At 66.7% G+C, this 24,835-nt stretch carries 23 protein-coding genes; 16 read left to right on the forward strand and 7 right to left on the reverse strand.

What is annotated here, in order from left to right; all coding sequences use genetic code 11:
* The first annotated feature begins 46 nt into the window (after positions 1-46).
* The 7 genes from MUU56_RS25450 (at position 47) to era (ending at position 6,374) form a co-directional block, all read left to right on the forward strand.
* Complete coding sequence (locus MUU56_RS25450) at positions 47-2,278, forward strand: RelA/SpoT family protein (protein WP_244770068.1); 2,232 nt, start codon at positions 47-49, stop codon at positions 2,276-2,278.
* A 171-nt stretch (positions 2,279-2,449) separates the two neighbouring features.
* Entirely contained in the window at positions 2,450-2,602 is a 153-nt protein-coding gene (locus MUU56_RS25455; protein ID WP_244770069.1) for a DUF3563 family protein, read from the forward strand.
* A 105-nt stretch (positions 2,603-2,707) separates the two neighbouring features.
* The gene (locus MUU56_RS25460) at positions 2,708-3,301 is read left to right on the forward strand and encodes a DUF2062 domain-containing protein (RefSeq protein WP_244770070.1); all 594 of its coding nucleotides are present in this window, start codon (positions 2,708-2,710) and stop codon (positions 3,299-3,301) included.
* On the forward strand, positions 3,298-3,708 hold the full coding sequence (gene acpS / locus MUU56_RS25465; RefSeq protein ID WP_244770071.1) for a holo-ACP synthase: 411 nt from the start codon (positions 3,298-3,300) through the stop codon (positions 3,706-3,708). Before MUU56_RS25460 ends, acpS begins: the two co-directional genes overlap by 4 nt.
* 226 nt (positions 3,709-3,934) lie before the next feature.
* Complete coding sequence (gene lepB, locus MUU56_RS25470; RefSeq protein ID WP_280531173.1) at positions 3,935-4,705, forward strand: signal peptidase I; 771 nt, start codon at positions 3,935-3,937, stop codon at positions 4,703-4,705.
* On the forward strand, positions 4,702-5,421 hold the full coding sequence (rnc, locus tag MUU56_RS25475) for a ribonuclease III (RefSeq protein ID WP_244770073.1): 720 nt from the start codon (positions 4,702-4,704) through the stop codon (positions 5,419-5,421). Before lepB ends, rnc begins: the two co-directional genes overlap by 4 nt.
* A gap of 8 nt (positions 5,422-5,429) precedes the next feature.
* Positions 5,430-6,374, forward strand: coding sequence for a GTPase Era (era, locus tag MUU56_RS25480; RefSeq protein WP_244770074.1), 945 nt, complete (start codon positions 5,430-5,432; stop codon positions 6,372-6,374).
* 4 nt (positions 6,375-6,378) lie between these two features.
* Here era and MUU56_RS25485 read toward each other — a convergent pair whose 3' ends face one another.
* The 3 genes from MUU56_RS25485 to MUU56_RS25495 form a co-directional block, all read right to left on the reverse strand.
* On the reverse strand, positions 6,379-7,344 hold the full coding sequence (locus MUU56_RS25485) for a glycerophosphodiester phosphodiesterase family protein (RefSeq protein ID WP_244770075.1): 966 nt from the start codon (positions 7,342-7,344) through the stop codon (positions 6,379-6,381).
* Positions 7,345-7,413: 69 nt separating this feature from the next.
* Entirely contained in the window at positions 7,414-9,777 is a 2,364-nt protein-coding gene (locus MUU56_RS32860) for a putative bifunctional diguanylate cyclase/phosphodiesterase (RefSeq protein WP_244770076.1), read from the reverse strand.
* The gene (locus MUU56_RS25495) at positions 9,764-10,813 is read right to left on the reverse strand and encodes a polyamine ABC transporter substrate-binding protein (RefSeq protein WP_244770077.1); all 1,050 of its coding nucleotides are present in this window, start codon (positions 10,811-10,813) and stop codon (positions 9,764-9,766) included. The genes MUU56_RS32860 and MUU56_RS25495 overlap by 14 nt, the downstream gene beginning before the upstream one ends.
* A 228-nt stretch (positions 10,814-11,041) precedes the next feature.
* Here MUU56_RS25495 and MUU56_RS25500 point away from each other — a divergent pair, with 228 nt between their 5' ends.
* Both MUU56_RS25500 and bla read left to right on the forward strand, forming a co-directional pair.
* Positions 11,042-13,351, forward strand: a complete 2,310-nt coding sequence (locus tag MUU56_RS25500; protein ID WP_244770078.1) for a Tex family protein — start codon at positions 11,042-11,044, stop codon at positions 13,349-13,351.
* Positions 13,352-13,496: 145 nt separating this feature from the next.
* Positions 13,497-14,390: a BKC/GPC family carbapenem-hydrolyzing class A beta-lactamase gene (gene bla / locus MUU56_RS25505; protein WP_244770079.1), complete on the forward strand. Its 894-nt coding sequence runs from the start codon at positions 13,497-13,499 to the stop codon at positions 14,388-14,390.
* Between the two features lie 31 nt (positions 14,391-14,421).
* Here the strand turns inward: bla and MUU56_RS25510 are convergent, their stop codons facing one another.
* Positions 14,422-14,745 carry an ArsR/SmtB family transcription factor gene (locus MUU56_RS25510; protein ID WP_244770080.1) on the reverse strand — a complete coding sequence of 108 codons (324 nt, stop codon included), beginning with the start codon at positions 14,743-14,745 and terminating at the stop codon, positions 14,422-14,424.
* Between the two features lie 71 nt (positions 14,746-14,816).
* On the opposite strand from MUU56_RS25510, the gene MUU56_RS25515 reads away from it, so the two are divergent.
* Together MUU56_RS25515 and MUU56_RS25520 are read left to right on the forward strand one after the other, a co-directional pair.
* Positions 14,817-15,305 (forward strand): SRPBCC domain-containing protein, encoded by a 489-nt coding sequence (locus MUU56_RS25515; protein ID WP_244770081.1) that lies wholly within the window; start codon positions 14,817-14,819, stop codon positions 15,303-15,305.
* A 14-nt stretch (positions 15,306-15,319) separates the two neighbouring features.
* Positions 15,320-15,682, forward strand: coding sequence for a hypothetical protein (locus MUU56_RS25520; protein WP_244770082.1), 363 nt, complete (start codon positions 15,320-15,322; stop codon positions 15,680-15,682).
* A 46-nt stretch (positions 15,683-15,728) separates the two neighbouring features.
* On the opposite strand, the gene MUU56_RS25525 is transcribed toward MUU56_RS25520, so the two are convergent.
* Positions 15,729-16,460, reverse strand: coding sequence for a L,D-transpeptidase (locus MUU56_RS25525; protein WP_244770083.1), 732 nt, complete (start codon positions 16,458-16,460; stop codon positions 15,729-15,731).
* A 205-nt stretch (positions 16,461-16,665) separates the two neighbouring features.
* On the opposite strand from MUU56_RS25525, the gene recO reads away from it, so the two are divergent.
* The gene (gene recO, locus MUU56_RS25530) at positions 16,666-17,430 is read left to right on the forward strand and encodes a DNA repair protein RecO (protein WP_244770084.1); all 765 of its coding nucleotides are present in this window, start codon (positions 16,666-16,668) and stop codon (positions 17,428-17,430) included.
* Complete coding sequence (locus MUU56_RS25535; RefSeq protein ID WP_244770085.1) at positions 17,427-17,936, forward strand: PaaI family thioesterase; 510 nt, start codon at positions 17,427-17,429, stop codon at positions 17,934-17,936. Before recO ends, MUU56_RS25535 begins: the two co-directional genes overlap by 4 nt.
* A 102-nt stretch (positions 17,937-18,038) precedes the next feature.
* Here the strand turns inward: MUU56_RS25535 and MUU56_RS25540 are convergent, their stop codons facing one another.
* Positions 18,039-18,944, reverse strand: a complete 906-nt coding sequence (locus MUU56_RS25540; RefSeq protein ID WP_244770086.1) for a PhoX family protein — start codon at positions 18,942-18,944, stop codon at positions 18,039-18,041.
* A gap of 163 nt (positions 18,945-19,107) precedes the next feature.
* On the opposite strand from MUU56_RS25540, the gene MUU56_RS25545 reads away from it, so the two are divergent.
* The 3 genes from MUU56_RS25545 to MUU56_RS25555 all read left to right on the forward strand — a co-directional run bounded on the left by MUU56_RS25545 (position 19,108) and on the right by MUU56_RS25555 (position 23,575).
* Positions 19,108-21,960, forward strand: coding sequence for a DUF2339 domain-containing protein (locus tag MUU56_RS25545; protein ID WP_244770087.1), 2,853 nt, complete (start codon positions 19,108-19,110; stop codon positions 21,958-21,960).
* Between the two features lie 36 nt (positions 21,961-21,996).
* On the forward strand, positions 21,997-22,650 hold the full coding sequence (locus MUU56_RS25550; RefSeq protein WP_244770088.1) for an HD domain-containing protein: 654 nt from the start codon (positions 21,997-21,999) through the stop codon (positions 22,648-22,650).
* A 79-nt stretch (positions 22,651-22,729) separates the two neighbouring features.
* Entirely contained in the window at positions 22,730-23,575 is an 846-nt protein-coding gene (locus MUU56_RS25555) for an MOSC domain-containing protein (RefSeq protein ID WP_244770089.1), read from the forward strand.
* On the opposite strand, the gene MUU56_RS25560 is transcribed toward MUU56_RS25555, so the two are convergent.
* Positions 23,572-24,564 carry a magnesium transporter CorA family protein gene (locus MUU56_RS25560; RefSeq protein WP_244770090.1) on the reverse strand — a complete coding sequence of 331 codons (993 nt, stop codon included), beginning with the start codon at positions 24,562-24,564 and terminating at the stop codon, positions 23,572-23,574. The two genes, MUU56_RS25555 and MUU56_RS25560, sit on opposite strands and share 4 nt — an antisense overlap.
* Positions 24,565-24,835 lie beyond the last annotated feature (271 nt).

Genomic DNA, 24,835 nt, shown 5'->3' on the forward strand with positions numbered 1-24,835 from the left:
CGCACTTTTTTTTGCCCCCGCGCGGCGGGGAGGGAGCCGACCGAGGATGATGCGTCAATATGAACTCGTCGAACGGGTTCAGAAATACAAGCCGGATGCCAACGAGGCCCTGCTGAACAAGGCCTATGTCTATGCCATGCAGAAGCACGGGCAGCAGAAGCGGGCGAGCGGCGATCCCTACATTTCGCATCCCCTCGAAGTCGCGGCCATTCTCACCGAGATGCGTCTGGACGAATCGACCATCGCCGTCGCGCTGCTGCACGACACAATCGAGGATACGAGCGCGACGCGCGCCGAGATCGACGAACTGTTCGGCGAGGACATCGGCGCCCTGGTCGAAGGCCTCACCAAGATCAAGAAGCTCGACCTCGTCTCCAAGAAGGCCAAGCAGGCGGAAAACCTGCGCAAGCTCCTGCTCGCCATTTCCGACGACGTGCGCGTGCTCCTGGTCAAGCTCGCCGACCGCCTGCACAACATGCGCACGCTCGACCACATGTCGCCGGAAAAGCGCGCCCGCATCTCCGAGGAGACGATGGACATCTATGCGCCGCTCGCCGGCCGCATGGGCATGCAGGACATGCGCGAGGAGCTGGAAAACCTCTCCTTCCGCCACATCAACCCGGAAGCCTTCGACACCGTCACCCGCAAGCTGGAGGACCTTTCCCGCCGCAACGAGGGCCTGATCCGCAAGATCGAGGACGAGCTGCGCGAACTGCTCGTGGTGAACGGCCTGCCGGACGCCCTCGTCAAGGGCCGGCAGAAGACGCCCTATTCGGTCTTCCGCAAGATGCAGTCGAAGTCGCTCTCCTTCGAGCAGCTTTCCGACGTCTATGCCTTCCGCATCCTCGTCGACGACATTCCCGCCTGTTACGCCGCGCTCGGCATCGTGCACACGCGCTGGCGCGTCGTGCCCGGCCGCTTCAAGGACTACATTTCGACGCCGAAGCAGAACGACTACCAGTCGATCCACACGACCATCGTCGGCCCGTCGCGCCAGCGCATCGAGCTGCAGATCCGCACCAAACGCATGCACGAGATCGCCGAATACGGTATCGCCGCGCACTCGCTCTACAAGGACAAGGAAGTGGTGAACGGCGACGAACGCACGCGCTCGCCCCGCTCCAACGCCTATGCCCTGCTGCGCCGGACGATCGAATCGCTCGCCGAAGGCGACAACCCGGAGGAATTCCTCGAGCATACCAAGCTCGAGCTCTTCCAGGACCAGGTGTTCACCTTCACCCCGAAGGGCCAGCTCATCACCCTGCCGCGCGGGGCGACGCCGATCGATTTCGCCTATGCGGTCCACACCAATATCGGCGATACCTGTGTCGGCGCCAAGATCAACGGCCGCATCATGCCGCTCGTCACCCGCCTCAGCAACGGCGACGAGGTGGAGATCATCCGCTCGGGCATCCAGGTGCCGCCGCCGGCCTGGGAGGAGATCGTCGTCACCGGCAAGGCGCGCGCCGCCATCCGCCGGGCCACCCGCGCCGCCGTGCGCAAGCAATATTCCGGCCTCGGCTACCGCATCCTGGAGCGCACCTTCGACCGTGCCGGCAAATCCTTCTCGCGCGACGGCCTGAAACCCGTGCTGCACCGTCTCGGCCAGAAGGATGTGGAAGACGCCATCGCCGCCGTCGGCCGCGGCGAGCTCTCCTCGCTCGACGTGCTGCGTGCCGTCTTCCCGGATTACCAGGACGAGCGCGTGACGGTGAAGCCGAGCTCGGACGACGGCTGGTTCAACATGCGCAGCGCCGCCGGCATGGTGTTCAAGCTGCCGGGCAAGGCGAAGACGACGCTGGAAGGGGGCACGACCGAAACCGGCCCCGAGGCGCTGCCGATCCGCGGCCTCTCCGGCAATGCCGAGGTGCATTTCTCCGCCGGCGGCGCCGTGCCGGGCGATCGCATCGTCGGCATCATGGAGAAGGACAAGGGCATCACCATCTATCCGATCCAGTCGCCGGCCCTCCAGAAATTCGACGACGAGCCCGAGCGCTGGATCGACGTGCGCTGGGACCTCGACGAGGCCAACAACACCCGCTTCATGGCGCGCATCATGATCAATGCGCTGAACGAGCCGGGCACGCTCGCGGAAGTCACCCAGACGATCGCCACCAGCGACGTCAACATCCGCTCCATGTCGATGGCGCGGGTGGCCGCGGATTTCACCGAGGTGCATATCGATCTGGAGGTCTGGGACCTGCGCCAGCTCAACCAGCTGATGGGCCAGCTCAAGGAACTTCAGTGCGTCTCGACGATCAGTCGGGTCTTCACATGATGGTTCCTATGCAAAAATGTGGCATCCTGCCCTGAATAGGGCAGGTTTGCCCAAGATTTGACCAGTCATTATGCGCCTTTTGCATGGCTGTATTGGCATAGTGTCGCTGGTGCCTTTGGGGTGAAGATCCTATCTTCTGCGTCGGGAGGTCAAACCGAAAGAGGTTTACCAATGTTGAAGCAGATCAAGAATTTCACCCGCGCCCTGCGCATCCCGACCGCCGAAGACCGCGAACTGGCCTACCTCAACGGCGCCATCGACCGGATCGACCTGGAATACCGCCAGCGTCAGATCGACCGCGGCCTCTTCCGCAAGTCCTACTGAAGACCAGCCGGTACGTGTGGCGCATTCCGTGCGCCACGGCGACCGCCGCGTGGCGCCATACGGGCGCCATTGAAATGCCACTAACGGATCGGCTATGTCTGGGCCATGTTGTTCCGACGCCGAAAGAAGGCCGGCTGGCTTGACCGATTGCGCGAATTCTTCTGGCCGCGCAAGGGGTTCACGCGTCCCGCGCGCTATCTCGCCAAGCGGATCCTCCGCCTGTCCGCCTCGCCGCATGCCGTGGCTGCCGGTGTCGCCGCCGGCACTTTTTCCGCCTTCACGCCGCTCCTCGGCTTTCATGTGATCCTGGCGCTGGCGCTCGCCTATCTGATGGCCGGCAACCTGCTTGCCGCCGCGCTCGCCACCACCATCGCCAATCCGCTGACCATTCCGCTCATCGCGCTTGCGACCTTTCGCGTCGGAGAAGCGCTTCTCGGCATGAAGTCCGCCGAAATGGTGACGGCCGCCGAACTCTTTCACCGGCTGGAGCACCTGGAACTGTCCGAACTGTGGCAGCCGGTGCTGAAGCCCATGCTGGCCGGCGCCGGCCTTCTCGGCATCGCGGCCGCCGCGCTCGCCTATGGCGTCACGCGCCTTGCCGTGCGCTCCTTCAAGGCCCGCCGCCATGCGCGCCTTCTCGAGCGCGCCGGCCTCGCGACGACCCATCCCGCCCTTTCCCGTGGAGACAAATCCCTATGATCATCGGCATCGGCAGCGACCTCATCGACATCCGCCGGGTGGAGAAGTCGCTGGAACGGTTCGGCGAGCGCTTCACCCAGCGCTGCTTCACCGAGATCGAGCGGGCGAAGTCCGACGGGCGCAGGAACCGCGCGGCCTCCTATGCCAAGCGTTTCGCCGCCAAGGAGGCCTGCTCCAAGGCGCTCGGCACGGGGCTGGCGCAGGGGGTGTTCTGGAAGGACATGGGCGTCGTCAACCTGCCGGGCGGCAAGCCGACCATGAAGCTCACCGGCGGCGCGCTGGAGCGGCTGGGGCGGCTTCTTCCCGAGGGCCACGAGGCGCGCATCCACATCACCATCACGGACGATTTTCCCCTGGCGCAAGCTTTCGTGATCATCGAGGCGCTGCCGGCCGGAACGCCGGGATAAGGGGCGCGGTTTGCTGACGAACCTCGCCCCACTCACCGACGTCATCCTCGGGCTTGACCCGGGGATCCGCGCGGCACCCGCGGCCGCGAATGGTCGCGTCAAGCTTGACCATGACGGAGGAGGGGTTGGCGGCTTTTGCCGGCAGCGGGAGCTCGCACAACCGGCGCCAGCGTCTTTTTGACCGACACGATTTCCAACAGGCAACCTTTCCTCTATAGAGGGCCCCATGTTTGCAGATAAGGACAGATCCGGCGTGGCAGAGAAGACTGAGAAGGCCGAAAGCGGCCTGTGGGAAAACGTCAAGGTAATCATCCAGGCGCTGCTGCTCGCCGTCGTGATCCGCACCGTGCTTTTCCAGCCCTTCACCATCCCCTCCGGATCGATGATGCCGACCCTGCTCGTCGGCGATTATCTCTTCGTCAACAAGTTCTCCTACGGCTATTCGAAATATTCGCTGCCGTTCTCGCCGAACCTGTTCTCCGGCCGCATTTTCGCGAGCGAGCCGACGCGCGGCGACATCGTCGTCTTCCGCTTCCCGCCGAACCCCGACATCGACTACATCAAGCGCCTCGTCGGCCTGCCGGGCGACCGCATCCAGGTGCGCGACAGCGAGCTCTTCGTGAACGGCGTGCCGGTCAAGCGCGAGCACAACGGCTTCTTCCGCGCCGACGACCAGTACGACACCGGCGAGGACGTGCCGGTCTTCCGCGAGACCATGGACAACGGCGTCGCCTACGACACGCTGGACACGCGTCCCGGCACGGTCGGCGACAACACGCGCGAGTTCATCGTGCCGGAAGGCCACTATTTCATGATGGGCGACAACCGCGACAACTCGGCCGACAGCCGCTTCGACGTCGGCTTCGTTCCGGCTGAAAACCTGATCGGCCGCGCCAGCCTGATCTTCTTCTCGCTCGGCAACGACACGTCCTTCAGCGAAGTCTGGAAATGGCCGACGAACCTGCGCTGGGATCGCCTGTTCAAGGTCGTTGAATGAAGGGCGCCATTCCGCTGAACGACGTCAACCGCAAGGCTCTCGAAGAGCTGATCGGCTATGTCTTCACCGACAAGGATCGTCTCGACCGGGCGATCACCCATGCCAGCGCGCGCCCCGGCAAGGGCAGCAATTACGAACGGCTGGAATTCCTCGGCGACCGCGTGCTGGGCCTGTGCGTCGCCGAGATGCTGTTCCGCACGTTTCGCGAGGCGAAGGAGGGCGAGCTTTCGGTCCGCCTGAACCAGCTCGTCAGCGCGGAAAGCTGTGCGGCAGTCTCCGACGATCTCGGCCTGCACCGCTTCATCCGCACCGGCGCGGACGTGAAGAAGCTCACCGGAAAAGCCATGCTGAATGTCAGGGCCGATGTGGTAGAGTCGCTGATCGCCGCGATCTATCTCGACGGCGGGCTGGAGGCGGCGCGCGGCTTCATCCTGTCCAACTGGGAGGGCAGGGCCGCCCGCGCGGAAGGCGCGCGGCGCGATGCCAAGACCGAATTGCAGGAATGGGCGCATGCCAGGTTCGGCGTGACGCCGAACTACCGGGTCGACGAGCGCTCGGGACCGGACCACGATCCCCGCTTCACCGTGACGGTGGAGATCCGGGGCGTCGCGCCGGAAACCGGCATCGACCGCTCGAAACGGGCCGCCGAACAGGTGGCCGCGACAAGGATTTTGGAACGCGAAGGCGTCTGGCCGAAGAGCCAAGCCGCGGATTGACGGATATCATGAGCGAAGAACACGAAAACCCCGCCGAGATGAACACGAACGGTGAGGGCACGACCCGCTCGGGTTTCGTGGCGCTGATCGGCGCGACCAATGCCGGCAAGTCGACGCTGGTCAACCGCCTCGTCGGCGCCAAGGTGACGATCGTCAGCCACAAGGTGCAGACGACGCGCGCCATCGTGCGCGGCATCGCGATCCACGACAATGCCCAGATCGTCTTCATGGACACGCCCGGCATCTTCAAGCCGCGCCGCCGGCTCGACCGCGCCATGGTGACGACCGCCTGGGGCGGGGCGAAGGACGCCGACGTCATCATGTTCCTGATCGACAGCGAGCGAGGGCTCAAGGGCGATGCCGAGACGATCCTGGAGGGGCTGAAAGAGGTCCACCAGCCGAAGATCCTCGTCCTCAACAAGGTCGACCGCGTCAATCCGGAAGACCTGCTGAAGCTCGCCGCCGCCGCGAACGAGGTCGTCAAGTTCGAGCGCACCTTCATGATCTCGGCGCTGAACGGTTCGGGCTGCGAGGACGTGATGAACTATCTTGCCGCCGCGCTCCCCGAAGGCCCGTGGTATTATCCGGAAGACCAGATCTCCGACCTGCCGATGCGCCAGCTTGCGGCCGAAATCACCCGCGAAAAACTCTTCCTGCGCCTGCACCAGGAGCTTCCCTATTCCTCCCATGTCGAGACGGAGAAGTGGGAGGAGCGCAAGGACGGCTCGGTGCGCATCGAGCAGGTGATCTATGTCGAGCGCGACAGCCAGAAGAAGATCGCGCTCGGCAAGAACGGCGAGGCGATCAAGGCGATCTCCATGGCCTCGCGCAAGGAGCTGTCGGAGATCCTCGAACAGCCCGTGCACCTCTTCCTCTTCGTGAAGGTGCGCGAGAACTGGGGCGACGACCCGGCCCGCTTCCGCGAGATGGGCCTCGATTTCCCGACCTCGTGACGGCTTACGGCCGAGCCTTGACGGCGGGGCCGACTTCCAGGATGCGGTTCGTCCAGACATAGCCGGGGAATTCCTCCGGCAGGTTCTCCACCTCCTCGGCCGTGTCGATGCCGACCGTGCTGCCGCCGGTATAGGGGCCGATGAGGACCACGTCGCTGCCGGCGTCCTTCATGCGCGTCAGGAAGCGGTTCGGCCAGCCCCAGAACAGGAAGGCGTAGTTGCTCGGCACCGGCACCAGCGTGTTGCGGCAGGCCTCCGGCACATAGCCGATCCAGCCCGTGCCGAGATAGCGCAGCAGGCAGGCCTTCACCGAGGCCTTCGTGTAGCCCTTGAGGCCTGGCACCGCGGCGAGCGCCGCATCCGTCGGCTCCGCCCCGCCATAGATGCCGAAGATCTTGTCCTTCCAGGCCGGATTGGCCGCCAGCAGCGCGGCCAGCGCCTCGCCTTCCTCCGCCCGCCGGCTCTTGAAGTTGATCAGCAGCTTGCCGGCCGGATTGGCGGCGAACATGTCTTCCAGCATCGGCATCTGCCCGACGCCCTTGCCGCGGAACGGGTAGGTCTTGCCGCCGTCGGGCGTATAGCCGTAACCGATGTCGAGCGTCTTCAGCGTGGCGCTGTCCGTCTCTTCGGTCACGCCCTGGCCGTCCGTCCGGCAGTCGAGCGTCCAGTCGTGGAAGACGGCGAATTTCTTGTCCGGCGTCAGGTGCACGTCGATCTCGACGACCTCGGCGCCCGCGGCAAAGGCCGCCTGCATGCCGGCGACGGTGTTTTCCAGGAAATCGTGTCCGGGCGGGTCGATGAGGCCTGCCGTGCAGGTGTCGTCGTCGATCCCCTCACGGCTGAAGGTCTGGTGCGCGCCGCGATGGGCCATCAGCTTCGTTGCGCCCTCCGGCGCGCTGGCGATCAGCGAACTGTTGAAGGACCAGATGAGCAGGGCGAGGCCCAGAATGAAGATCGGCGCGTTTCGCATAAAACTCCTCCTGCGGCCCCGCAAACAGGGATAGGGGCTCCCAGGAGAGACGGCAAGTGGCGGAAAGTATCAGGCGCGGGCGCGGCGATCCGGGCTCTGTGCGACCTCGCGTGCCTTTTCGACAAGCCGCTGCATCGCCCAGATGCCGATCTCTTCGAGGGAGAGGGGACGGCTGATGAGATAGCCCTGGTAGAGATCGCAGCCCGCGGCGGCGAGCAGCGCCATCTTCTCCGTCGTGTCGACGCCTTCGGCGATCACCGACATGTCCTGCGCATGGCAGAGCGCGACGAGCGCGCGCAGCGTCGGCAGCGCGGCGGAGCGGGTGAGGCTTTCGACGAGCTCGCGGTCGAGCTTGATGGTCTCGGCGGGATATTCGATGATCTGCTGCACCGAGGTATAGCCCGCGCCGAAATCGTCGATCGAGATGCGGAAGCCGCGCGCGCGCAGGATCTCGATGTTGCGGCGCGACTGCTCGCCGAGCTTGACGGCGAAGGTCTCGGTCAACTCGATCTCGATCATGCGGGCATCGATGCCGTGCCGGTCGGCGCTGTCGCAGAAATGGTCGCTGATCGACTTCGTGTAGAGTTCGGCCGACGAGATGTTGATGCAGAGGATCGTGTCGGCGCCGAAAAGCTTCTTGATCTGCCCGTATTCGGCCATCGCCCTGTCGATCACCCACCAGTCGATCTTGCTGAAGAGGCCGGTCGTCTCGGCGATCGGGATGAATTCGTCGGGCGTCACGCGGCCGAGGACGGGCGAGGTCCAGCGCAGAAGCGCCTCGCAGCCCGTCACCTTGCCGTGTCCGTCGACGATCGGCATGTAGACGAGGTGGAATTCGCGGTCGGGATCGAGGATGCGCAGCTCCTCCTCGATGCGGCGCTGGCGGTTGCGCTTCTCGTGCAGCGAGCGGGAATAGCGGGCCGAGCCGTTCTTGCCCTGAGATTTCGCCTGGTACATGGCCGCATCGGCATTGGCGACCAGCTCCGGCAGGGTGCGGGCGTCTTCCGGATAGACGGCGATGCCGATGCTGGCGGTGACCGGATAGGCCTTGTCCAGCACCGCGAAGCCTTCGGCAAAGAGCGACAGGATTTCGTTCGAGACTTCCGTGATCGTGCCGCTGCCCGGCTGGCAGCGCAGCATGATGGCGAATTCATCGCCGGAGAGGCGGGCGAAGAGGCCGGCCGGCAGGCCGCGCTCGCAGACGATGCGGGCGACGATGGTGGAGATGCGGTCGGCGAGGGTCTTCAGCAGCTCGTCGCCGATCTTGTGGCCGTGCTTGTCGTTGACGAACTTGAAGTTGTCGACGTCGATGAAGAGCAGGGTGCAGCCGGTATCCTCGGCCTCCGCCTCCTCAAGGATCTGCGTGGAGCGGATGTTGAAATATTCGCGGTTGGAAATGCCCGTCAGCGTATCCGTCCAGGAGGCGTTCTGCACGAGGTCGAAGGACTGCAGGGACTGGTCGTGCAGCCGCTTGACGTTCGCCGAGAGGCGGCCGATCTCGCCGATCTCGTTCATCTCGGGCAGGGCGCTGCGGTTGCCGGTCATCACGTCGGTGAGCTGGCGGTCGAGCCGGGCGATCGGATTGGTGATGTAGCGGCGCACCAGGCCGAGCACGAGGATGATCGTGCACAGGCTGAGCGCGATGGCGCCGAGCGCGAGCAGCGACTTCAGCGTCCACAGCCGGTTCTCGATGAAGACCGGATCCGGCGTCAGCCGGGCGAAGAGAGACGGGCTCAGCGTTGCGGTCGCGGAGAGGCTGCCCTGCGCGAGGAGCTGGTGCTGGCCGATTTCGATCGTCGTGCCGTACTCCTTCTCCAGCGCCCGCTTCATGTCGAGGAAGAGTTTTGGCCGCACCGCGGTCTGCACGAGGATCGCGCTGCCCTTGGCGCTGGCGACCGGACGGTTGAAGGTCAGCGGATCGATGAACTCCGAATGCACGATCAGCGGTTCGATGCCGGCGGCGTTGAGATAGCTCCAGGAGGAGAGCCGCGGGCTTTCGATCACCTGCCTTGCATGCCGGATCTGCTGCGGCGTGATCTCCGCGAACGGATCGTCGCTGTCTTCGAAATAGTAGTCGACCGTCAGCGGCGGGCGGATGATCGCCACGGAGATGAAGCGCTTGCGGTCGTCGGAGAGCGAGGTGATGCTCTGCTGCAGGCGCACGCCGAGCGCGGTGTTGCGATAGGCGGCATCCGGCTCGTTGACGAACAGGCGCACCGCGCCGCCCTCGACGAGCGAATAGATGAAGCTGCGGTTCTGCGTCACCTCGTTCTGGAAGACGGCGGTGAGCAGGCCCATCTGCTGCCACAGGCGCGCGCGTTCCAGCGCGAGGATGGAGGAGCTCTGCACGTAGTAGATCAGCGAGGCGGCGAGCACGTAGCCAGCAAGCACGACCGGGAAGATGAGGGAGAGGGCGCGTTTACCGAGCGTCACTGATCTGGGCCAGACTGCTGATGATGCGGCGGCGGGCCTGGACCGATTGCACGGTCAGTTCCTCCTGGAACTGGCTCTTGGCCAGGATTTCCGGTGCGGCATAGATTTCGGGATTGGAGCGCATGTCTTCCGGCAGCAGGGCGAGGGCGGCGGAGCTGGCGGTCGGCATGTTGAGCTTGATGGCGTTGCGGGCGCCGTTCTCGGCATTGCTGATATAGTCGACCAGTTGCAGCGCCAGCGCCTTGTTGTGCGAGCGCTCGCTGACGGAGATGCAGTCGAGCCAGGAGAGCGTGCCCTCCTTCGGCACCACGTAGCGCCAGAGGCCGGGCGAGGCGACCTTGTCGTTCAGCGTGTACTGGTCGCCGCTATAGCCGAGCGCCATGTGGATGTCCGGGCCCTTGTCGGGGTTCTGCACCGAGGTGACCACATAGTCGTAGGTCAGCACATAGGGCGCCTGTGCCTTCATCAGCTCGTAGGCCGCCTTCAGCGTCTCGTTGTCGTTGGCGTTCACCGATTTGCCGAGCAGGACGAGCGGGGCGACGAAGGCCTCGGCATGGTCGTCGTACATGGCGATATGGCCGCGCAGGCTTTCGGCCGGCTTCATCATGTCCGCCCAGGAGGTCGGCGGCGTCGTGATCTTGTCGGAGCGGTAGAGGATGCCCATCGTGCCCCACAGATAGGGCACGCCGTAGCCGCCGCAGCGGCTCGCCCAGCTCTTCGCATAGTCCTTCAGCGACGGCACGTTGTTCTGGTCCAGCGCGGCGATGACGCCGCGCTTGCCGTAGAGCCGGGCGCCGTTCTCGTTGGTCACGACGACATCGACATTGCTGTTCGGATCGGCGAGGATCTCGTCGCGCACGTCGCCGCTGTCATAGAAGGTCTGGCGCACCTTGATGCCGGTTTCGGCGGTCCAGTCGGCAAGGATCTGCTCGTCGATATAGGCTTCCCAGATCAGCAGGTTGAGGGTTGCCGCATGCGCGGGACCTTCCGCGGGGAGGGCCGCCAGTGAGACTGCTGCAAGAAAAGCGCCGCGCATGCCGAAGGCCCCGTTGCCGTTACGTGCGGTGAGGATAGACGGCAAGACTTTATGAAGCGTTACAACCTCTAAGCCTGTATTAACGGGTGTTCAACCGTGGCACAGTCCTGCCGTCCTTTCCGGCGGTGATATATATTGTGGACGTGGTCGCGGGCTCACGGGCCTGCGATTGGCCTGCCGCCGGCCGCGCACTATGGTCGCCGACCGCGCCAACCAGAGGAATCCGACATGGCCCCGACACCGCTCAAGATCGCGAACCTGATCGCCGCCGAGATCAAGGCGACCTCCGCGCAGGTTTCCGCCGCCGTGGAACTCATCGACGAGGGGGCGACGGTGCCCTTCATCGCGCGCTACCGCAAGGAAGTGACCGGCGGCCTCGACGACACGCAGCTGCGCACGCTGTCCGAGCGGCTGACCTATCTGCGGGAGCTGGAGGCGCGCCGCGCCTCGATCCTCGAATCGATTTCGGGGCAGGGCAAGCTGACGGACGAGCTGGCCGCGAAGATCGCCACTGTTTCGACCAAGGCGGAGCTCGAGGACATCTACCTGCCCTACAAGCCCAAGCGCCGCACCAAGGCGGAGATCGCCCGCGAGCGCGGCCTCGGCCCGCTCGCCGAGCAGATCCTGGCCGATCGTGCGCAGGTGCCGGCGGCGCTGGCCGAAAAATTCCTCTCGGCCGAGGTGCCGGACGTCAAGGCGGCGCTGGAGGGCGCGCGCGACATCGTCGCCGAGCAGTTCACGGAAAATGCCGATCTCCTCAAGCGCCTGCGCGACTACATGAAGGACAATGCCTTCCTGCGCTCGCGCGTCGTCGAGGGCAAGAAGGAGGCCGGCGCGAAGTTCTCCGACTATTTCGACCATACCGAACGCTGGGCGACGGTGCCCGGCCACCGGGCGCTCGCCATGCTGCGCGGCTGGAACGAGGAGTTCCTGTCGGTCGACATCGTGGTCGACCAGGACAGCACCGAGGCCGTCAAGCCGGTGGAGCGCATCATCGCCTCCTTCTATGCCATCGGCACGAAGCCCGGCGACAAGTGGCTGGCCGAGGTGATCGGCTGGACCTGGCGGGTGAAACTCTCCATGTCGCTCTCGCTCGACCTGATGCGCGAGATGCGCGAACGGGCCGAGGAGGAAGCGATCCGCGTCTTCGCCCGCAACCTCAAGGACCTCTTGCTCGCCGCGCCCGCCGGCACGCGCGCCACGATGGGCCTCGATCCGGGCATCCGCACCGGCGTCAAGGTCGCCGTCATCGACAATACCGGCAAGGTGCTGGAGACGACGACCGTCTATCCCTTCCCGCCGAAGAACGACGTGCGCGGCACGCAGGCCGAGCTCGCCAGCCTCGTCCGCAAGCACAGGATCGAGCTGATCGCCATCGGCAACGGCACCGGCAGCCGCGAGACGGAGAAGCTGGTGGCCGACATGCTGGCCCAGCTGCCTGCGCCCAAGCCCACCAAGGTCATCGTCTCGGAGGCCGGCGCCTCGGTCTATTCCGCCTCGGAAACGGCGGCCGCCGAATTCCCCAACCTCGACGTCTCGCTGCGCGGCGCCGTCTCCATCGCCCGCCGCCTGCAGGATCCGCTTGCCGAACTGGTGAAGATCGAGCCGAAGTCGATCGGCGTCGGCCAGTACCAGCACGATGTCGACCAGGGGAAGCTTTCCCGCTCGCTGGATGCGGTGGTGGAAGACGCGGTGAACGCTGTCGGCGTCGACCTCAACACCGCCTCCGCGCCGCTGCTCGCGCGCGTCTCCGGCCTTGGAAAGTCTTCGGCCGAGGCGATCGTCGCGCACCGCGATGCCAACGGTCCGTTCGAAAGCCGCAAGGAGCTGATGAAGGTCCCGCGCCTCGGCGCGCGCACCTTCGAGCAGTGCGCCGGGTTCCTGCGCATCCCGAACGGCAAGGAGCCGCTCGATGCCTCCTCGGTGCATCCGGAAGCTTACGGCGTCGCCAAGAAGATCGTCGCGGCCTGCGGGCGGGACGTGCGCACGCTGATGGGCGACAGCGCGGCGCTGAAGAGGCTCGACCCGAAGGTGTTCGTCGACGAGCGCTTCGGCCTGCCGACGGTGAAGGACATCCTCGCCGAACTGGAAAAGCCCGGCCGCGACCCGCGCCCGGAATTCCGCACCGCAACTTTTGCTGACGGCGTCGACGACATCAAGGACCTCAAGGTCGGCATGCTGCTGGAGGGCACGGTGACGAACGTCGCCGCCTTCGGCGCCTTCGTCGATATCGGTGTGCACCAGGACGGGCTCGTGCACGTCTCCCAGCTTGCCGACCGCTTCGTCAAGGATCCGCACGAGGTGGTGAAGGCCGGCGACGTGGTGAAGGTGCGCGTCACCGAGGTGGACGTGCCGCGCAAGCGCATCGGCCTCACCATGCGCAAGGACGGCGGCGCGCCGGCCGCCCGCGACAATGCCCCGCGGGGCGACAGGAACGCCCAGATGAAGCCGAAATTCAGCCAGGCGGCGCCCAAGCAGCAGGCGCCCGCGCAGGGCGCCTTCGGCGCGGCGCTGGCCGAGGCGATGAAGCGAAAATAAGGCGGAGCCCCAGTTTTCCTAATGGCTGTCGGCAGAAATCGTCGTTTGTCCTGAGCCGCCCCGCCGTCCATAGTCGCGGCGTGGGCGGGCTCAAACGGGCCGGGCCGCAAGGCGCGGCCGGTATCCGACAGACAGGAAAGCAGACATGACGATCACGATTTCCCGCCGGCAGGCCATGGCCGGCGCCCTTCTTGCCGTTCCCGTGGTTTCGGCGCTGGCGGCCGGCACCGGCCTTGCCGCCGGCGGGGACCTTGCCGAACGGCTCGCCGCGCTGGAGGCGCGCCATGGCGGACGCATCGGCGTTGCCATACTAAATCTTGCGACGGGCGCACGGCTCGGCCATCGCACGGAGGAACGCTTCCTGATGTGCAGCACCTTCAAGGCGCTGCTGGCGGGCCACATCCTCGCTCGGGTGGACCGGGGCGAGGAGACGCTGGACCGGCGCATCGTCGTGAAGGAAGCGGACCTCGTGGACTGGTCGCCGGTGGTGGAGAAACGTGTCGGCGGAGAGGGCATTTCGATTGCCGAACTCTGCGAGGCGACGATCACGCTCAGCGACAATGCCGCCGCCAACCTGCTGCTCGCCGCATCGGGCGGGCCGAAGGCCGTCACGGCGTTCCTGCGCGGCTTCGGCGACGCGGTGACGCGGCTCGACCGCACGGAGCCGACGCTCAACTACCATGAGGCGCCGGACGACGAGCGCGACACGACGACGCCGACCGCCATGGTGGAGACGCTGCGCAGGCTGCTCTTCGCCGAGGTGCTGTCGGCCCGCTCGAAGGCGCAGCTCGCCGCTTGGCTGGTGATGAACAAGACGGGCGACACGCGGCTGCGCGCCGGTTTCCCGGCCGGCTGGATGACCGGCGACAAGACCGGCACGAACGGCGACAAGGCCGGCAATGCCAACGATGTCGCCGTCGCCTGGTCGCCGGACCGCGGCGCCGTCATCGTCGCCGCCTTCTGCGAAATCCCCGGCATTTCCGGCGACGCGCGTAATGCCGTCATCGCCGAGATCGGGCGCATCGCGGCCGAGGTCTGAGACGGGGGCGCCGTCTCGCGGCGGCGGCGCCTCAGACCTCCAGCTCACCCTTGAGCGCCGAAAGAACGCTCATCGCGTGGCCGGCATACCGGCTGATCCAGCGGTCGTGGATCGCCTGGATCGGCAGGGCATTGAGGTGGTTCCAGCGTTCGCGGCCCTCGCGGTGGGCGACGATCAGGTCCGCCTCTTCCAGCACCTTCAGGTGCTGCATGACCGTGCAGCGGTCCATCTCCGCGAAACGCTCGCACAGCGCGCCCGTCGTCAGCGGCGCATCCTTGAGCGCATCCAGCATCTGCCGCCGTTTGCCGTTGGCCAGCGCCCTGAAAACGGCGTCCTCTTTCGATTCGCTTGACATGTTATATTTTTATAACATATTTTGGCGGCAGACAAGATCGAGAGGGGCCGTGCGCCCCGGAGGAGGACGGCATGACGCTGGAATTTCGTGTGAACGGGCGCATCGGCAAGCCGGTCGCCGAGGTCTTCGACGCGGTGGTCAATCCGAAGAAGCTCAGCGGCTACTTCACGACCATCGGCGGGGCGAGCGCCCCGCTGGTCGAGGGCACGACGGTCACCTGGTGGGGCATGGCCCCGGTCATCGTCGACAGGGTGGAGGAGAACGCGCTGATCGTCTTCTGCTGGGATGCCATGGTGGACGAGGGGGAGGCGCCCTACAAGACGCGCGTCGAGATGCGCTTTGCACCGCTGGAGGACGGCGGCACGATGGTGACCATCGCCGAGACCGGCTGGCGCGACAACGCCCGCGGCCAGAAATCGTCCTACATGAACTGCGAGGGCTGGTCGCAGATGCTGGCCTGCATGAAGGCCTATGTCGAATACGGCATCAACCTGCGCGAGGGCTATTACCCGAGCGAGCTCAAGGGCGTGGTCGCCTCCGAGCAGCAGGATTTCACGTGAGGCGGGAGGTTGCCATGACGGCTGAAATCAAGGGCGGCATCAACATCGCCATGAAGGTCCCCTCGCACCAGTACGAGGCGACGCTCGCCTTCTACCGCGACGTCGTCGGGCTGGAGCCCTTCGACGACAAGGCCCCGGCACGGGGCTTCCTGCTCGGCCCGAACCGGCTGTGGATCGACGAGGCACCGGGCTACAGCCAGGCGGAGGTGTGGCTGGAGCTCTTCACGCCCGACCACAAGCTCGCCCTCGGCCATCTGGAGCGGAACGGCGTCGTGCGCTGCGATCCCATCGAGGATCTGGGCGCGGGCTTTCGCGGCGGCTGGGTGATGAACCCGGCCAACATCGTGCACATGGTGCGCGAGCCCGACGCCTGGTGATGAAACCGGTCCGGGGACGGGCGCAGGGCCGCCCCCGGGAAATGCCTCAGATGGCGGCGGGCGGCGTCAGGCCGTCGGCGGCGGCCATCGGCCCCGGCTGGTCGGCCGGCGCCTGGTGCTGCAGCACGACGACGCGGCTGCCGGTCGGCACGCGGCCGTAGAGGTCGATGATGTCCTGGTTGAACAGGCGGATGCAGCCGCTCGACACCGCCTTGCCGATCGACCACGGCTCGGACGTGCCGTGGATGCGGAAGAGCGTGTCCTTGCCGTCCTTGTGCAGGTAGAGCGCGCGCGGCCCGAGCGGGTTTGTGAGCCCCGGCTCCATGCCGCCGGCCCATTTCAGGTTCCGCTCCGGCTCGCGCGCGATCATGTTCTGGGTGGGCGTCCAGCGCGGCCATTCCGCCTTGCGGCCGATGCGCGCGCCGCCCTCGAACTCCAGTCCCGCCTTGCCGACGCCGATGCCGTAGCGCATCGCCATGCCGTCGTCCTGCACGAGGTAGAGGAAGCGGTTCTGCGTGTCGATGACGATGGTGCCGGCCGGCTCCGCCGTCTGGTAGGCGACCTGCTGGCGGAAATATTTCGGATCCACCTTGCTGATATCCATCGCCGGCAGCGGGAAGCGCTCGTCCGGATGCGGCCCGTACATGGCGACATGCATCGGGTCCGGCCCCTTCTTCACCGGCTTGGCGGTGGTGGCGCAGCTTGCGAGCGTCGCCGCAAGGGCAAGGAGGGCGAGGGGGCGGAGAGCCGCGAAAGCGCGGGCGCGGGACACACACATGAAGGGGGCACCTGTAGTTCTTCAATTCCGGAATCTGGCTTGAAAGCCTTGCGCGGGGTTCTTTGTCGGCAAAGCGGGCACCGGCGCGGCGAGAAAAAAGCGAAACTGTGGCAATGGCTTGGGTGTGTCCCTGCGGCCACGCGTCGTTCCGCCGCATGCTGCGGCCCGCTTGCCCCGGTGCCGGCGAGGGCGTAAGGCTTTGACCATGCAATGGAGTGAGGAAGCCATCGTTCTCGGCGTGCGGCGCCATGGCGAAAGCTCGGTGATCGCCGAGGTGATGACGCGCAGCCGTGGCCGGCATCTCGGCATGGTGCGCGGCGGGCGCTCGCGGACCATGCAGCCGGTGCTCCAGCCCGGCAATTCCGTCGACGTCACCTGGCGCGCGCGGCTCGACGAGCATCTCGGCGAGTTCCGCATCGAGCCGCTGGAGCTGCGCGCCGGGCGGCTGATGGAGACGGCGACCGCCGTCTACGGCGTGCAGGCCATGGCGGCGCTGCTGCGCTTCCTGCCGGAGCGCGATCCGCATCCCCATCTCTACGAGGCGCTTTCCGTCATCCTCGACCACCTGCACGAGCCGGCCGATGCCGGCGAGCTCTTCGTGCGCTTCGAGCTTGCCGTGCTCAACGACCTCGGCTTCGGCCTCGACCTCCTCGAATGCGCCGCCACCGGCACGCGCGAGGATCTCTGCTACGTCTCGCCGAAATCCGGCCGTGCCGTCTCGCGCGCGGCCGGCGCGCCCTGGGCGGGCAAGATGCTGGCGCTGCCGGCCTTCCTCGGCGACGAGAGCCGGCACGCCGCCGATGCCGCCGCCCTTGCCGACGGCTTCCGGCTGACGGCCTTCTTCCTCAACCGCCATGTCTGCGAGCCGCGCGGGCTGGAACTCGCCAGCGCCCGCGACGGCTTCATCCAGGCGGCCCTGAAGGCGCTCGGCACGCCGCGACACGACCAACCCGAAAAGGCGCATGCATGACGGTCGAAATCTATCCGGGGCTGACGGTCGCCGGCATCGGCACGCTGCCGCTCGACGTGGTGAAGCGCGACGGCGGGCTGAAGGTGTTGCAGGCGATGCTGGCAGGCGACCTGCCCGCTCCGCCGATGGCCAAGACGCTCGCCTTCAGCCTGACGGAAGTGGAGGACGGCCGCGTCGTCTTTTCCGGCCTGCCGTCGGCCGACCATCTCAATCCGCTCGGCACGGTGCACGGCGGCTGGACGGCGACGGTGATGGATTCGGCGCTCGGCTGCGCCGTCTTCTCCGTCGTCAGGCCGGGCGAGGCCTACACGACGATCGAGTTCAAGCTGAACCTCGTGCGCCCCGTCCTGCCCGGCATGGGCGAGGTGTTCTGCGAGGGCAGGATCGTGCATCGCGGCCGCACTATCGCCACGTCCGAGGCCTGGCTGCGCGATGGGAGCGGCAAGCTGCTGGCCCACGGCACGGAAACCTGCGCGCTCTTCCCGATCGAGAACCTGATGCGCTAGAGCATTTCAAGCCGAAGCGAGATTGCTTCGGCGTCGGGTGAACTCCGGTCCACCGGAAATGCTCTAGGCAGTGGCCCGGGCCTCGGCCCCGCCGTCGAGGGGTCAATGGCCGCTGTGGGTCGAAAGCACTTCCCAGTGCGCGCGCAACGCGGCGGCGTCGCCGCCGGCCTCGGTGATCTCGATGACGTGGTTGAACCGGCTGCGGGCGTCCGTCTGCCTGCCAGCCAGCCGGAGGCGGGCCGTGCCGGCCTCAGGATCCGCCATCACATCCGTGATGCCGTCCATGCGGGTGGCGCGCAGGAGCGCGGCGGCGCGGCGCGTTTCTGTCCGCACGCCGGCCGGTCCGGCATAGCCATAGGCGGCGGTTAGCGGGCGTTTCCCGGCAACGACCGGCATCCATGCCAGCGTGCCGTGCTCCATCACCAGCGGTGCCGCGTCGAACACGACGGGCATCCCGTCCTCTTCGCCATCGGCGGCAAAATGCGCGACGAAGAGCGTGCCGTCGTCGAGGAGGTCCCGGTCAGCGGGGCGGTCCCCAGGCTGCCAGGTGCCGTGCGTGATGAATTTGTAGAGGTGCCCGGAACCTCCGCCATCGCCGCAATAGACGACCACGCGGCCATCCCCGTTGACGAGGCAGGAGAGGCCGCGATGCCCGAGACGGCCGAGCGCGGTCCGCCTCTTCGGGGCGGCGTCCGGATCCTGCGGATCGACCTCGACGATCCAGCCGGCAGGGGCGCCGGAAGGGCCGGCGGCGTCATCATGAAGATCGACCTCCGCCATCAGCCGCGTCCCCCACGGCGTGAGGCAGCCGGCAGCGGCGACACGCCGGTGCGAAGCTGCACGGTCCGCCGTGGAGGCCGGAGCCTTCTCCGGGGCCTGGCCGGCAGCCGCGGAGCGGCGGCCGAGAAGATTGCCGAGGCCGCGAACGATGGCGTGCGCATAGCCGAGGCCGCCCCCGGGGTGCCGTTCCGCATGCATGGCGGCGGCGTTGCGAAGGGTCTCGGTCATGGCGGGCTCCCAAGCTGACGTAGAGAGGCACCATTCTGCCCGCCTTGCATGAAAACCATGCGACAATCCCGAAGAGAACGCCGGCCTCAAACGTAACCCCGTTTAGTCTTTGGAAAAAACCGGGTAGTCTCCGCGCCCGGACAATGCCCGCGTTGGAGTCGCAATGCTCGAAATCCTCTCCCTGGTCGCGATCGGCCTGGCGCTCTATACCCTCAATGCTTCGCGAAACAGCGCGCAGAAACTCGGCGAAGAGGTGATGCGGCTGAAGCGCGAGGTCGAGGCGCTGAAGGCCGAAGGGGTGACGGCCCCGGTGGGGACGACGGCCGCGGAAACCGCCGAAGCCGCCCCCGAAGAGGCGGCGGAGGAACCGGCGCCTGCCGATTTCGCAAGCCCCTGGGCCACGGCGCAGGCAACGGGGACGGACGAGGCCGGGAAGGGCCGCTCCATCTTCGGCGGCGAGCCCGCCGTTCCGGCCGAAGCGGTGGTTGCAAGCGAGGGCGCGGACGAAGCCGTCGCGACGGCCTCCGCCGTTCCCGCAGCCGCGGCAAAGCCGAAGGAGAGCTTCGAAAGCCGCATCGGCGCGCGCTGGGCCGTCTGGGTGGGCGGCATCGCGCTGGCGCTCGGCGGCATCTTCATGGTCAAGTATTCCATCGAGGCGGGGCTGCTCAGCCCGGCCGTGCGGCTGTCGCTGGCCGCCGTCTTCGGCCTCGTGCTCATGGCGGTCGGCGAGTTCGTGCGCCGCCGTACCCTGCCGGTCATCGCCAACGCCTTCCAGAACGCCATGATTCCCGGCGTGCTGACGGCCGCCGGCGCCATCACGCTCTTTGCCGTCACCTATGTCTCCTACGAATTCTACGGCTATTTCGGTCCGCTGACCGCCTTCGTGCTGCTCGCCGCCGTTTCCTTCGCGACGATCGGCCTGTCGCTTCTGCACGGGCAGGCGCTCGCCGGCCTCGGCCTCCTCGCCTCCCTGGTGACGCCCGCGCTGGTCGCGACCGAGGAGCCGAGCGCCTGGGGCCTCTTCGGCTTCCTCTCCGTCGCCTGGCTTGCCACCTTCGCCGCCGCGCGCATCCGCCGCTGGCAGGTCGTGCCGGCGCTCGCCAATGCCGGCATGGCGCTCTGGGCGGTGCTCTATCTTTCGGAGGCGAGCACGGTCGCGGTCGTGCCGCTGCTCTTCGCCATGCTCGTGCTGGCGCTTGGTCATGGCGTCATCTGGCCGGGCAGCATCACGGCGGAAGACGTGCCGCCCGCGACGGGCGCCGCCTCCGCCGATCCGCTCGATCGCCTGCTTGCCCCGCCAGCCGTCGCCGTGTCGCTGACCGGCGCGCTGGCGCTGACCTTCCCGGCACTGGTTCTGGCCAATGCGGTGCCGGCGCTCCCCCGGGCGGACTACGGTTTTGCCGCGATCGTGATGGCGCTTGCCGTGCTTGGCGCGCTGCGCGGCTGGGCGATCTACCCGGCGCTCTTTTCCGCCATCGCGGCCGTGGTCGGCGTCGGTGCGATGGTGGTCGGGCCGGGCGGCCTGCTGTTCGACGATGTCTCCATCCTGGCCCCGCCGGCGCTTGACGACACCGCGGCGCTGCCATTGCCGGTGCCGGTGATCGCCGTCGTGCCGGTCGACCTGCTGCTCCTGCTCGCCGTCGCCTATGCGGCGGTCGGCCTTGCGGCGGTGCGCCTGCGCATGGCGGGATCTTCCGCCTTTGCCGCGCTCTGGAGCCTCATCGCCCCGGCCGTGCCCTTTGCCATTCTCGCCCTGAGCTTCCTCAATTTCGGCAACCTCTCCTTCGACCTCAAGCATGGTCTTCTCGCCGTGGCGCTCGGGCTCGCCTTCCTTGCGGCTGCCGAAGTCTTTTCGCGCGGGCGGGCGGAGGAGGACGGTCCGTTCATTCCGCAATGGGCGCTCGCCGCTGGCGGCTTCGCCTTCCTCGTGCTGGCGCTGCATGCCATGACGGACGGCCTTGCCACGACGCTCGGCATCGCGTTCCTCGGCACGGCCGCCGTCTTCGCGACGCGCCTTCGCCGCTGGCCGGTCCTGCCCTGGCTGATGGCCGGGGCGGCCGCGATCGTCGCCGGCCGCATCGGCTGGGAGCCGACCATCGTCGGCGCGGCGAACCTTTCCAAGACGCCGGTCTTCAACCAGCTTCTCGCCGGCTACGGCATTCCGGCCGCTCTGCTCGCGCTCTCGGCCTTCGAGCTGCGCCGCTGGCCGGGCACGCAAATCCGCAATCTCCTGCAGGCTCTGGCCAGCCTCTTCCTTCTGCTGACGGCGGCGATCCTCGTGCGGCACGGCATGAACGGCGGCGTGCTCGACAGTTCCGTGCCGACGCTCGGCGAGCAGTCGATCTACACGCTGCTGGTCATCGGCGCTTCGGCGATCCTGATGTCGCTCGACCTGAAGTCGCCGAGCCCGGTTTTCCGCTACGGCTCCATGGTGGTCGGCGGGCTTTCGGTCCTGTCGATCCTCAGCGCCCATTTCGTCGGCCTCAACCCCTATTTCACCGGCGAACTGCTCGGCAAGTGGCCGTTCCTGGATCTTCTCTTCGTCGGCTACCTGCTGCCCGGCATCGCCTATGGCGGCCTTGCCTTCCATGCGCGGGGCCGGCGGCCGATGCCCTATGTGATCATGCTGGCGCTGACCGGTGTGGCGCTCGCCTTCGCCTGGGTCACGCTCAGCGTGCGCCGCTACTGGCATGGCGAGGGCATCGCCGACTGGAAGGGGTTCCTCCAGCCGGAGACCTACACCTATTCGGTCGTCTGGCTGCTGCTCGGCGTGCTGCTGCTGGCGGTCGGCTCGAAGTTCGATTCCAAGAGCATCCGCCTTGCCTCCGCCGGCCTCGTGCTGATCGCGGTCATCAAGGTCTTCCTGGTCGACATGGCCAATCTCGAAGGCATCCTCCGGGCGCTCTCCTTCATCGGGCTTGGCGCGGTGCTGATCGGCATCGGCCTGTTCTACCAGAAGATCCTCTCGGGAAAGTCCGGGACCGGCGAAAAGGCGGAATTGAACGCCGAGGCGTGACAGGCTAGGTCATGGGCAACCACTTGCGGATCGCCCATGACCTTCGCCTGCCTCGCCGCCGCCTTTTCGCCCCTCGGCCCCCTAGCCGAGCGCCTGCTGCCGCAGGCCTTTTCGGCCGATGACGGCTCGCACGACGCCGCGCATCTCATCCGCGTCTGGAAGAGTGCGCGCCGCATCCAGGCGGAGGAGGGCGGCGACCCGCGGCGGCTGGCGGCCGCCGTGCTGCTGCACGATTGCGTGGCGGTGGAGAAGAATTCGCCGCTGCGCGCCGAGGCCTCGCGCCTTGCCGCCGAGAAGGCGGCCGGCCTGCTTGCCGCCGAAGGCTGGGGCAAGGAGGATGTGGCCGCCGTCGCCCACGCCATCCTCACGCACAGCTTCTCCGCCAATCTTGCCCCGCAGACGCTGGAGGCAAAAATCCTGCAGGATGCCGACCGGCTCGATGCGATCGGCATGATCGGTGCCGCGCGCTGCTTCTACATTGCCGGCCGCATGGGCAGCGGCCTCTACGATCCCCTGGATCCGCTCGGCGAAAACCGCCCGCTCGACGACAAGGCCTTCGCCATCGATCATTTCGAGGTCAAGCTGTTCAAGCTGGCGGAGGGGTTCCAGACGGCGGCGGGCGCGCGCATGGCGGGGGAGCGGACGGAGCGCCTGCGGGCGATCCGCGCCATGCTCCTGGATGAAATCTGAAGAAAAACATGCTTTTGTGCCGCCGTATTGAATCTCTCCGGCAGGCCGTTGAATCAACGTTTCAGGAAAGGTCGCCCGCATGAAGGTCGAGGGTCTCAACATTCACCCGCTGAAGAGCGGCCGGGCCATCCCCGTAGAAAGCGCCGCCGTGCGCCTCGACGGCCTTGCCGGCGACCGGCGCTTCATGGTCGTCGAGCCGGACGGCCGCTTCATAACCCAGCGCGAACTCGAGGCGCTGGCCCGCGTCGAGGCGACGGCGGTCGGTGACAGCCTGCACCTCGAAATGGAAGGCCGCCAGCTTTTCGCCAGCTTCGATCCCGAGGACCGCCTCGACGTGACCGTCTGGGACAGCCCGGTCAACGCCGCCGTCACCGACGAGGCCGTCAACGACGTCCTGTCGGACTGGCTCGCGCGCCCGGTCAAGCTCGTGCACATGGATGCGCGGGCCGAACGGCTGGAGGGCGAGGACTGGGCCGGCAGCCCGGCACCGGTCGCCTTCGCCGATGGCTTCCCGGTTCTCGTCACGACCACCGGCTCGCTCGCCGACCTTAACCGCACCCTTCTCGCCAAGGGGCAGGAGCCCGTCGGCATGGACCGCTTCCGCACCAACATCCTCGTCTCCTGCGACGAGCCCTGGGCGGAGGACCTGTGGGAATCGATCGAGATCAACGGCATCGCCTTCGATTTCGTCAAACCCTGCGCCCGCTGCATCATGACCACGCAGGACCAGATGACCGGCGAGCGCATCGGCGGCAACCCGATCCAGGGCCTTGCCGAAAAGCGCATGTCCGCCGACCGCCGCGTGCCCGGCGTGCTCTTCGGCTGGAACGCCGTGCCGCGCGGCGAGGGCGAGGTCCGCCTCGGCGATACGGTGCGCGTGACGCGGACGCGGAGCGAACGCTGGCCGATGAAGGTGCGGGCTTAAACCCACCCGCGCCGCTTGAAGTAGAGAAACGGCATCAGGGCGGAGAAGATCATCAGGCCGATCGCATAAGGATAGCCGAAGGTCCATTGCAGCTCCGGCATCAGCTCGAAATTCATGCCGTAGGCCGAGGCGACCAGTGTCGGCGGCAGGAAGACGACCGAGGCGACGGTGAAGATCTTGATGATCTGGTTCTGCTCCAGGTTGATGAGGCCGAGCGTCGCGTCGAGCAGGAAGTTGATCTTGCCCGACAGGAAGGCGGCGTGGTCGCCGAGCGAGGCGGCGTCGCGCTGCACGAGCTTGACGAGCTGGCGGATGTCCTTCGAGGGCCGGCGGGCCGGGCTCTCCACCGCCGCATGATAGGCGACGAGGCGCGAGATGCTGACGAGGCTTTCGCGCACGCCGCTGAGGAAATCGCCCTTGCGGCCGAGCTGCTCGATCAGCGCTTCCAGGTCCCGCGTCTTCTTGGTGGAGGAACCCGTCTTGCTGCGGAAGACCCCGCGCGAAATGCCGTCGATCTCGTTGCCGAGCCGTTCCAGCACGTCCGCCATGCGGTCGATGACCGCCTCGATGACACCGAGCATCACGTCCTCGCCGGTCTCGTAGCTGTGGCCGTTGCTGCGCAGTGCCCGGTTGCAGAAGGTCGTGAAGGGCTTTGCGTCGGCATGGCGCACCGTCACCAGCGTCGGGCCTTTGAGGATGAAGGTGACCGGCATCTTCATCGGTTCGTCGCCGTCGAGATTGGTGAGCGCCGTCATCGTCATGAACTCCGCGCCGTCCTCCTGGTAGAGGCGGGCGGACAGCTCGATATCCTCCATCTCCTCCCGCGTCGGGATGGAGACATGAAGGGCCGCCTCCACGTCCGTCACCTCCTCGGGCGTCGGGCTGAGGAGGTCGTACCAGAGGGCAGGGGCGATCGCCTGCTCGATGGCCGGGTTGGAAATTTCGCGCAGGCAGAAGCGGTCCGCCCTGCGGGCATAGATTTGCAGCATGCTTCACTCCTTGAGGCATTCTCGCCGTCCGGAGCAAAGCCTTTTCGGGGCTCCTACCGGCTCGGTCGCTCGATTGCTCTCGATAGTCGACTGTCGGGGTCCATGATCTTATCCGGGTTCGGTTGGCGCCATGTGACGCCGGACGGAGGCATGCGCCCAAAATGCCGTGGCGTAAGCACATCCGGTGGAGCGCGGCGCATCGGGCTTTCATCAATCCGGCTGATCGTCCGGTCAATTAAATTCGCTTTTGTTAATGCATGGTGCGGCGTAG

Origin of the sequence: Shinella yambaruensis, from assembly GCF_022899355.1 — a bacterium.
GTDB classification, from domain to species: domain Bacteria; phylum Pseudomonadota; class Alphaproteobacteria; order Rhizobiales; family Rhizobiaceae; genus Shinella; species Shinella yambaruensis.

Coding starts and splice junctions, on each gene's coding strand:
- MUU56_RS25450 (WP_244770068.1), top strand. CDS start 47: ATGATGCGTCAATATGAACTCGTCGAACGGGTTCAGAAATACAAGCCG.
- MUU56_RS25455 (WP_244770069.1), top strand. CDS start 2,450: ATGTTGAAGCAGATCAAGAATTTCACCCGCGCCCTGCGCATCCCGACC.
- MUU56_RS25460 (WP_244770070.1), top strand. CDS start 2,708: ATGTTGTTCCGACGCCGAAAGAAGGCCGGCTGGCTTGACCGATTGCGC.
- acpS (WP_244770071.1), top strand. CDS start 3,298: ATGATCATCGGCATCGGCAGCGACCTCATCGACATCCGCCGGGTGGAG.
- lepB (WP_280531173.1), top strand. CDS start 3,935: ATGTTTGCAGATAAGGACAGATCCGGCGTGGCAGAGAAGACTGAGAAG.
- rnc (WP_244770073.1), top strand. CDS start 4,702: ATGAAGGGCGCCATTCCGCTGAACGACGTCAACCGCAAGGCTCTCGAA.
- era (WP_244770074.1), top strand. CDS start 5,430: ATGAGCGAAGAACACGAAAACCCCGCCGAGATGAACACGAACGGTGAG.
- MUU56_RS25485 (WP_244770075.1), bottom strand. CDS start 7,344: ATGCGAAACGCGCCGATCTTCATTCTGGGCCTCGCCCTGCTCATCTGG.
- MUU56_RS25495 (WP_244770077.1), bottom strand. CDS start 10,813: ATGCGCGGCGCTTTTCTTGCAGCAGTCTCACTGGCGGCCCTCCCCGCG.
- MUU56_RS25500 (WP_244770078.1), top strand. CDS start 11,042: ATGGCCCCGACACCGCTCAAGATCGCGAACCTGATCGCCGCCGAGATC.
- bla (WP_244770079.1), top strand. CDS start 13,497: ATGACGATCACGATTTCCCGCCGGCAGGCCATGGCCGGCGCCCTTCTT.
- MUU56_RS25510 (WP_244770080.1), bottom strand. CDS start 14,745: ATGTCAAGCGAATCGAAAGAGGACGCCGTTTTCAGGGCGCTGGCCAAC.
- MUU56_RS25515 (WP_244770081.1), top strand. CDS start 14,817: ATGACGCTGGAATTTCGTGTGAACGGGCGCATCGGCAAGCCGGTCGCC.
- MUU56_RS25520 (WP_244770082.1), top strand. CDS start 15,320: ATGACGGCTGAAATCAAGGGCGGCATCAACATCGCCATGAAGGTCCCC.
- MUU56_RS25525 (WP_244770083.1), bottom strand. CDS start 16,460: ATGTGTGTGTCCCGCGCCCGCGCTTTCGCGGCTCTCCGCCCCCTCGCC.
- recO (WP_244770084.1), top strand. CDS start 16,666: ATGCAATGGAGTGAGGAAGCCATCGTTCTCGGCGTGCGGCGCCATGGC.
- MUU56_RS25535 (WP_244770085.1), top strand. CDS start 17,427: ATGACGGTCGAAATCTATCCGGGGCTGACGGTCGCCGGCATCGGCACG.
- MUU56_RS25540 (WP_244770086.1), bottom strand. CDS start 18,944: ATGACCGAGACCCTTCGCAACGCCGCCGCCATGCATGCGGAACGGCAC.
- MUU56_RS25545 (WP_244770087.1), top strand. CDS start 19,108: ATGCTCGAAATCCTCTCCCTGGTCGCGATCGGCCTGGCGCTCTATACC.
- MUU56_RS25550 (WP_244770088.1), top strand. CDS start 21,997: ATGACCTTCGCCTGCCTCGCCGCCGCCTTTTCGCCCCTCGGCCCCCTA.
- MUU56_RS25555 (WP_244770089.1), top strand. CDS start 22,730: ATGAAGGTCGAGGGTCTCAACATTCACCCGCTGAAGAGCGGCCGGGCC.
- MUU56_RS25560 (WP_244770090.1), bottom strand. CDS start 24,564: ATGCTGCAAATCTATGCCCGCAGGGCGGACCGCTTCTGCCTGCGCGAA.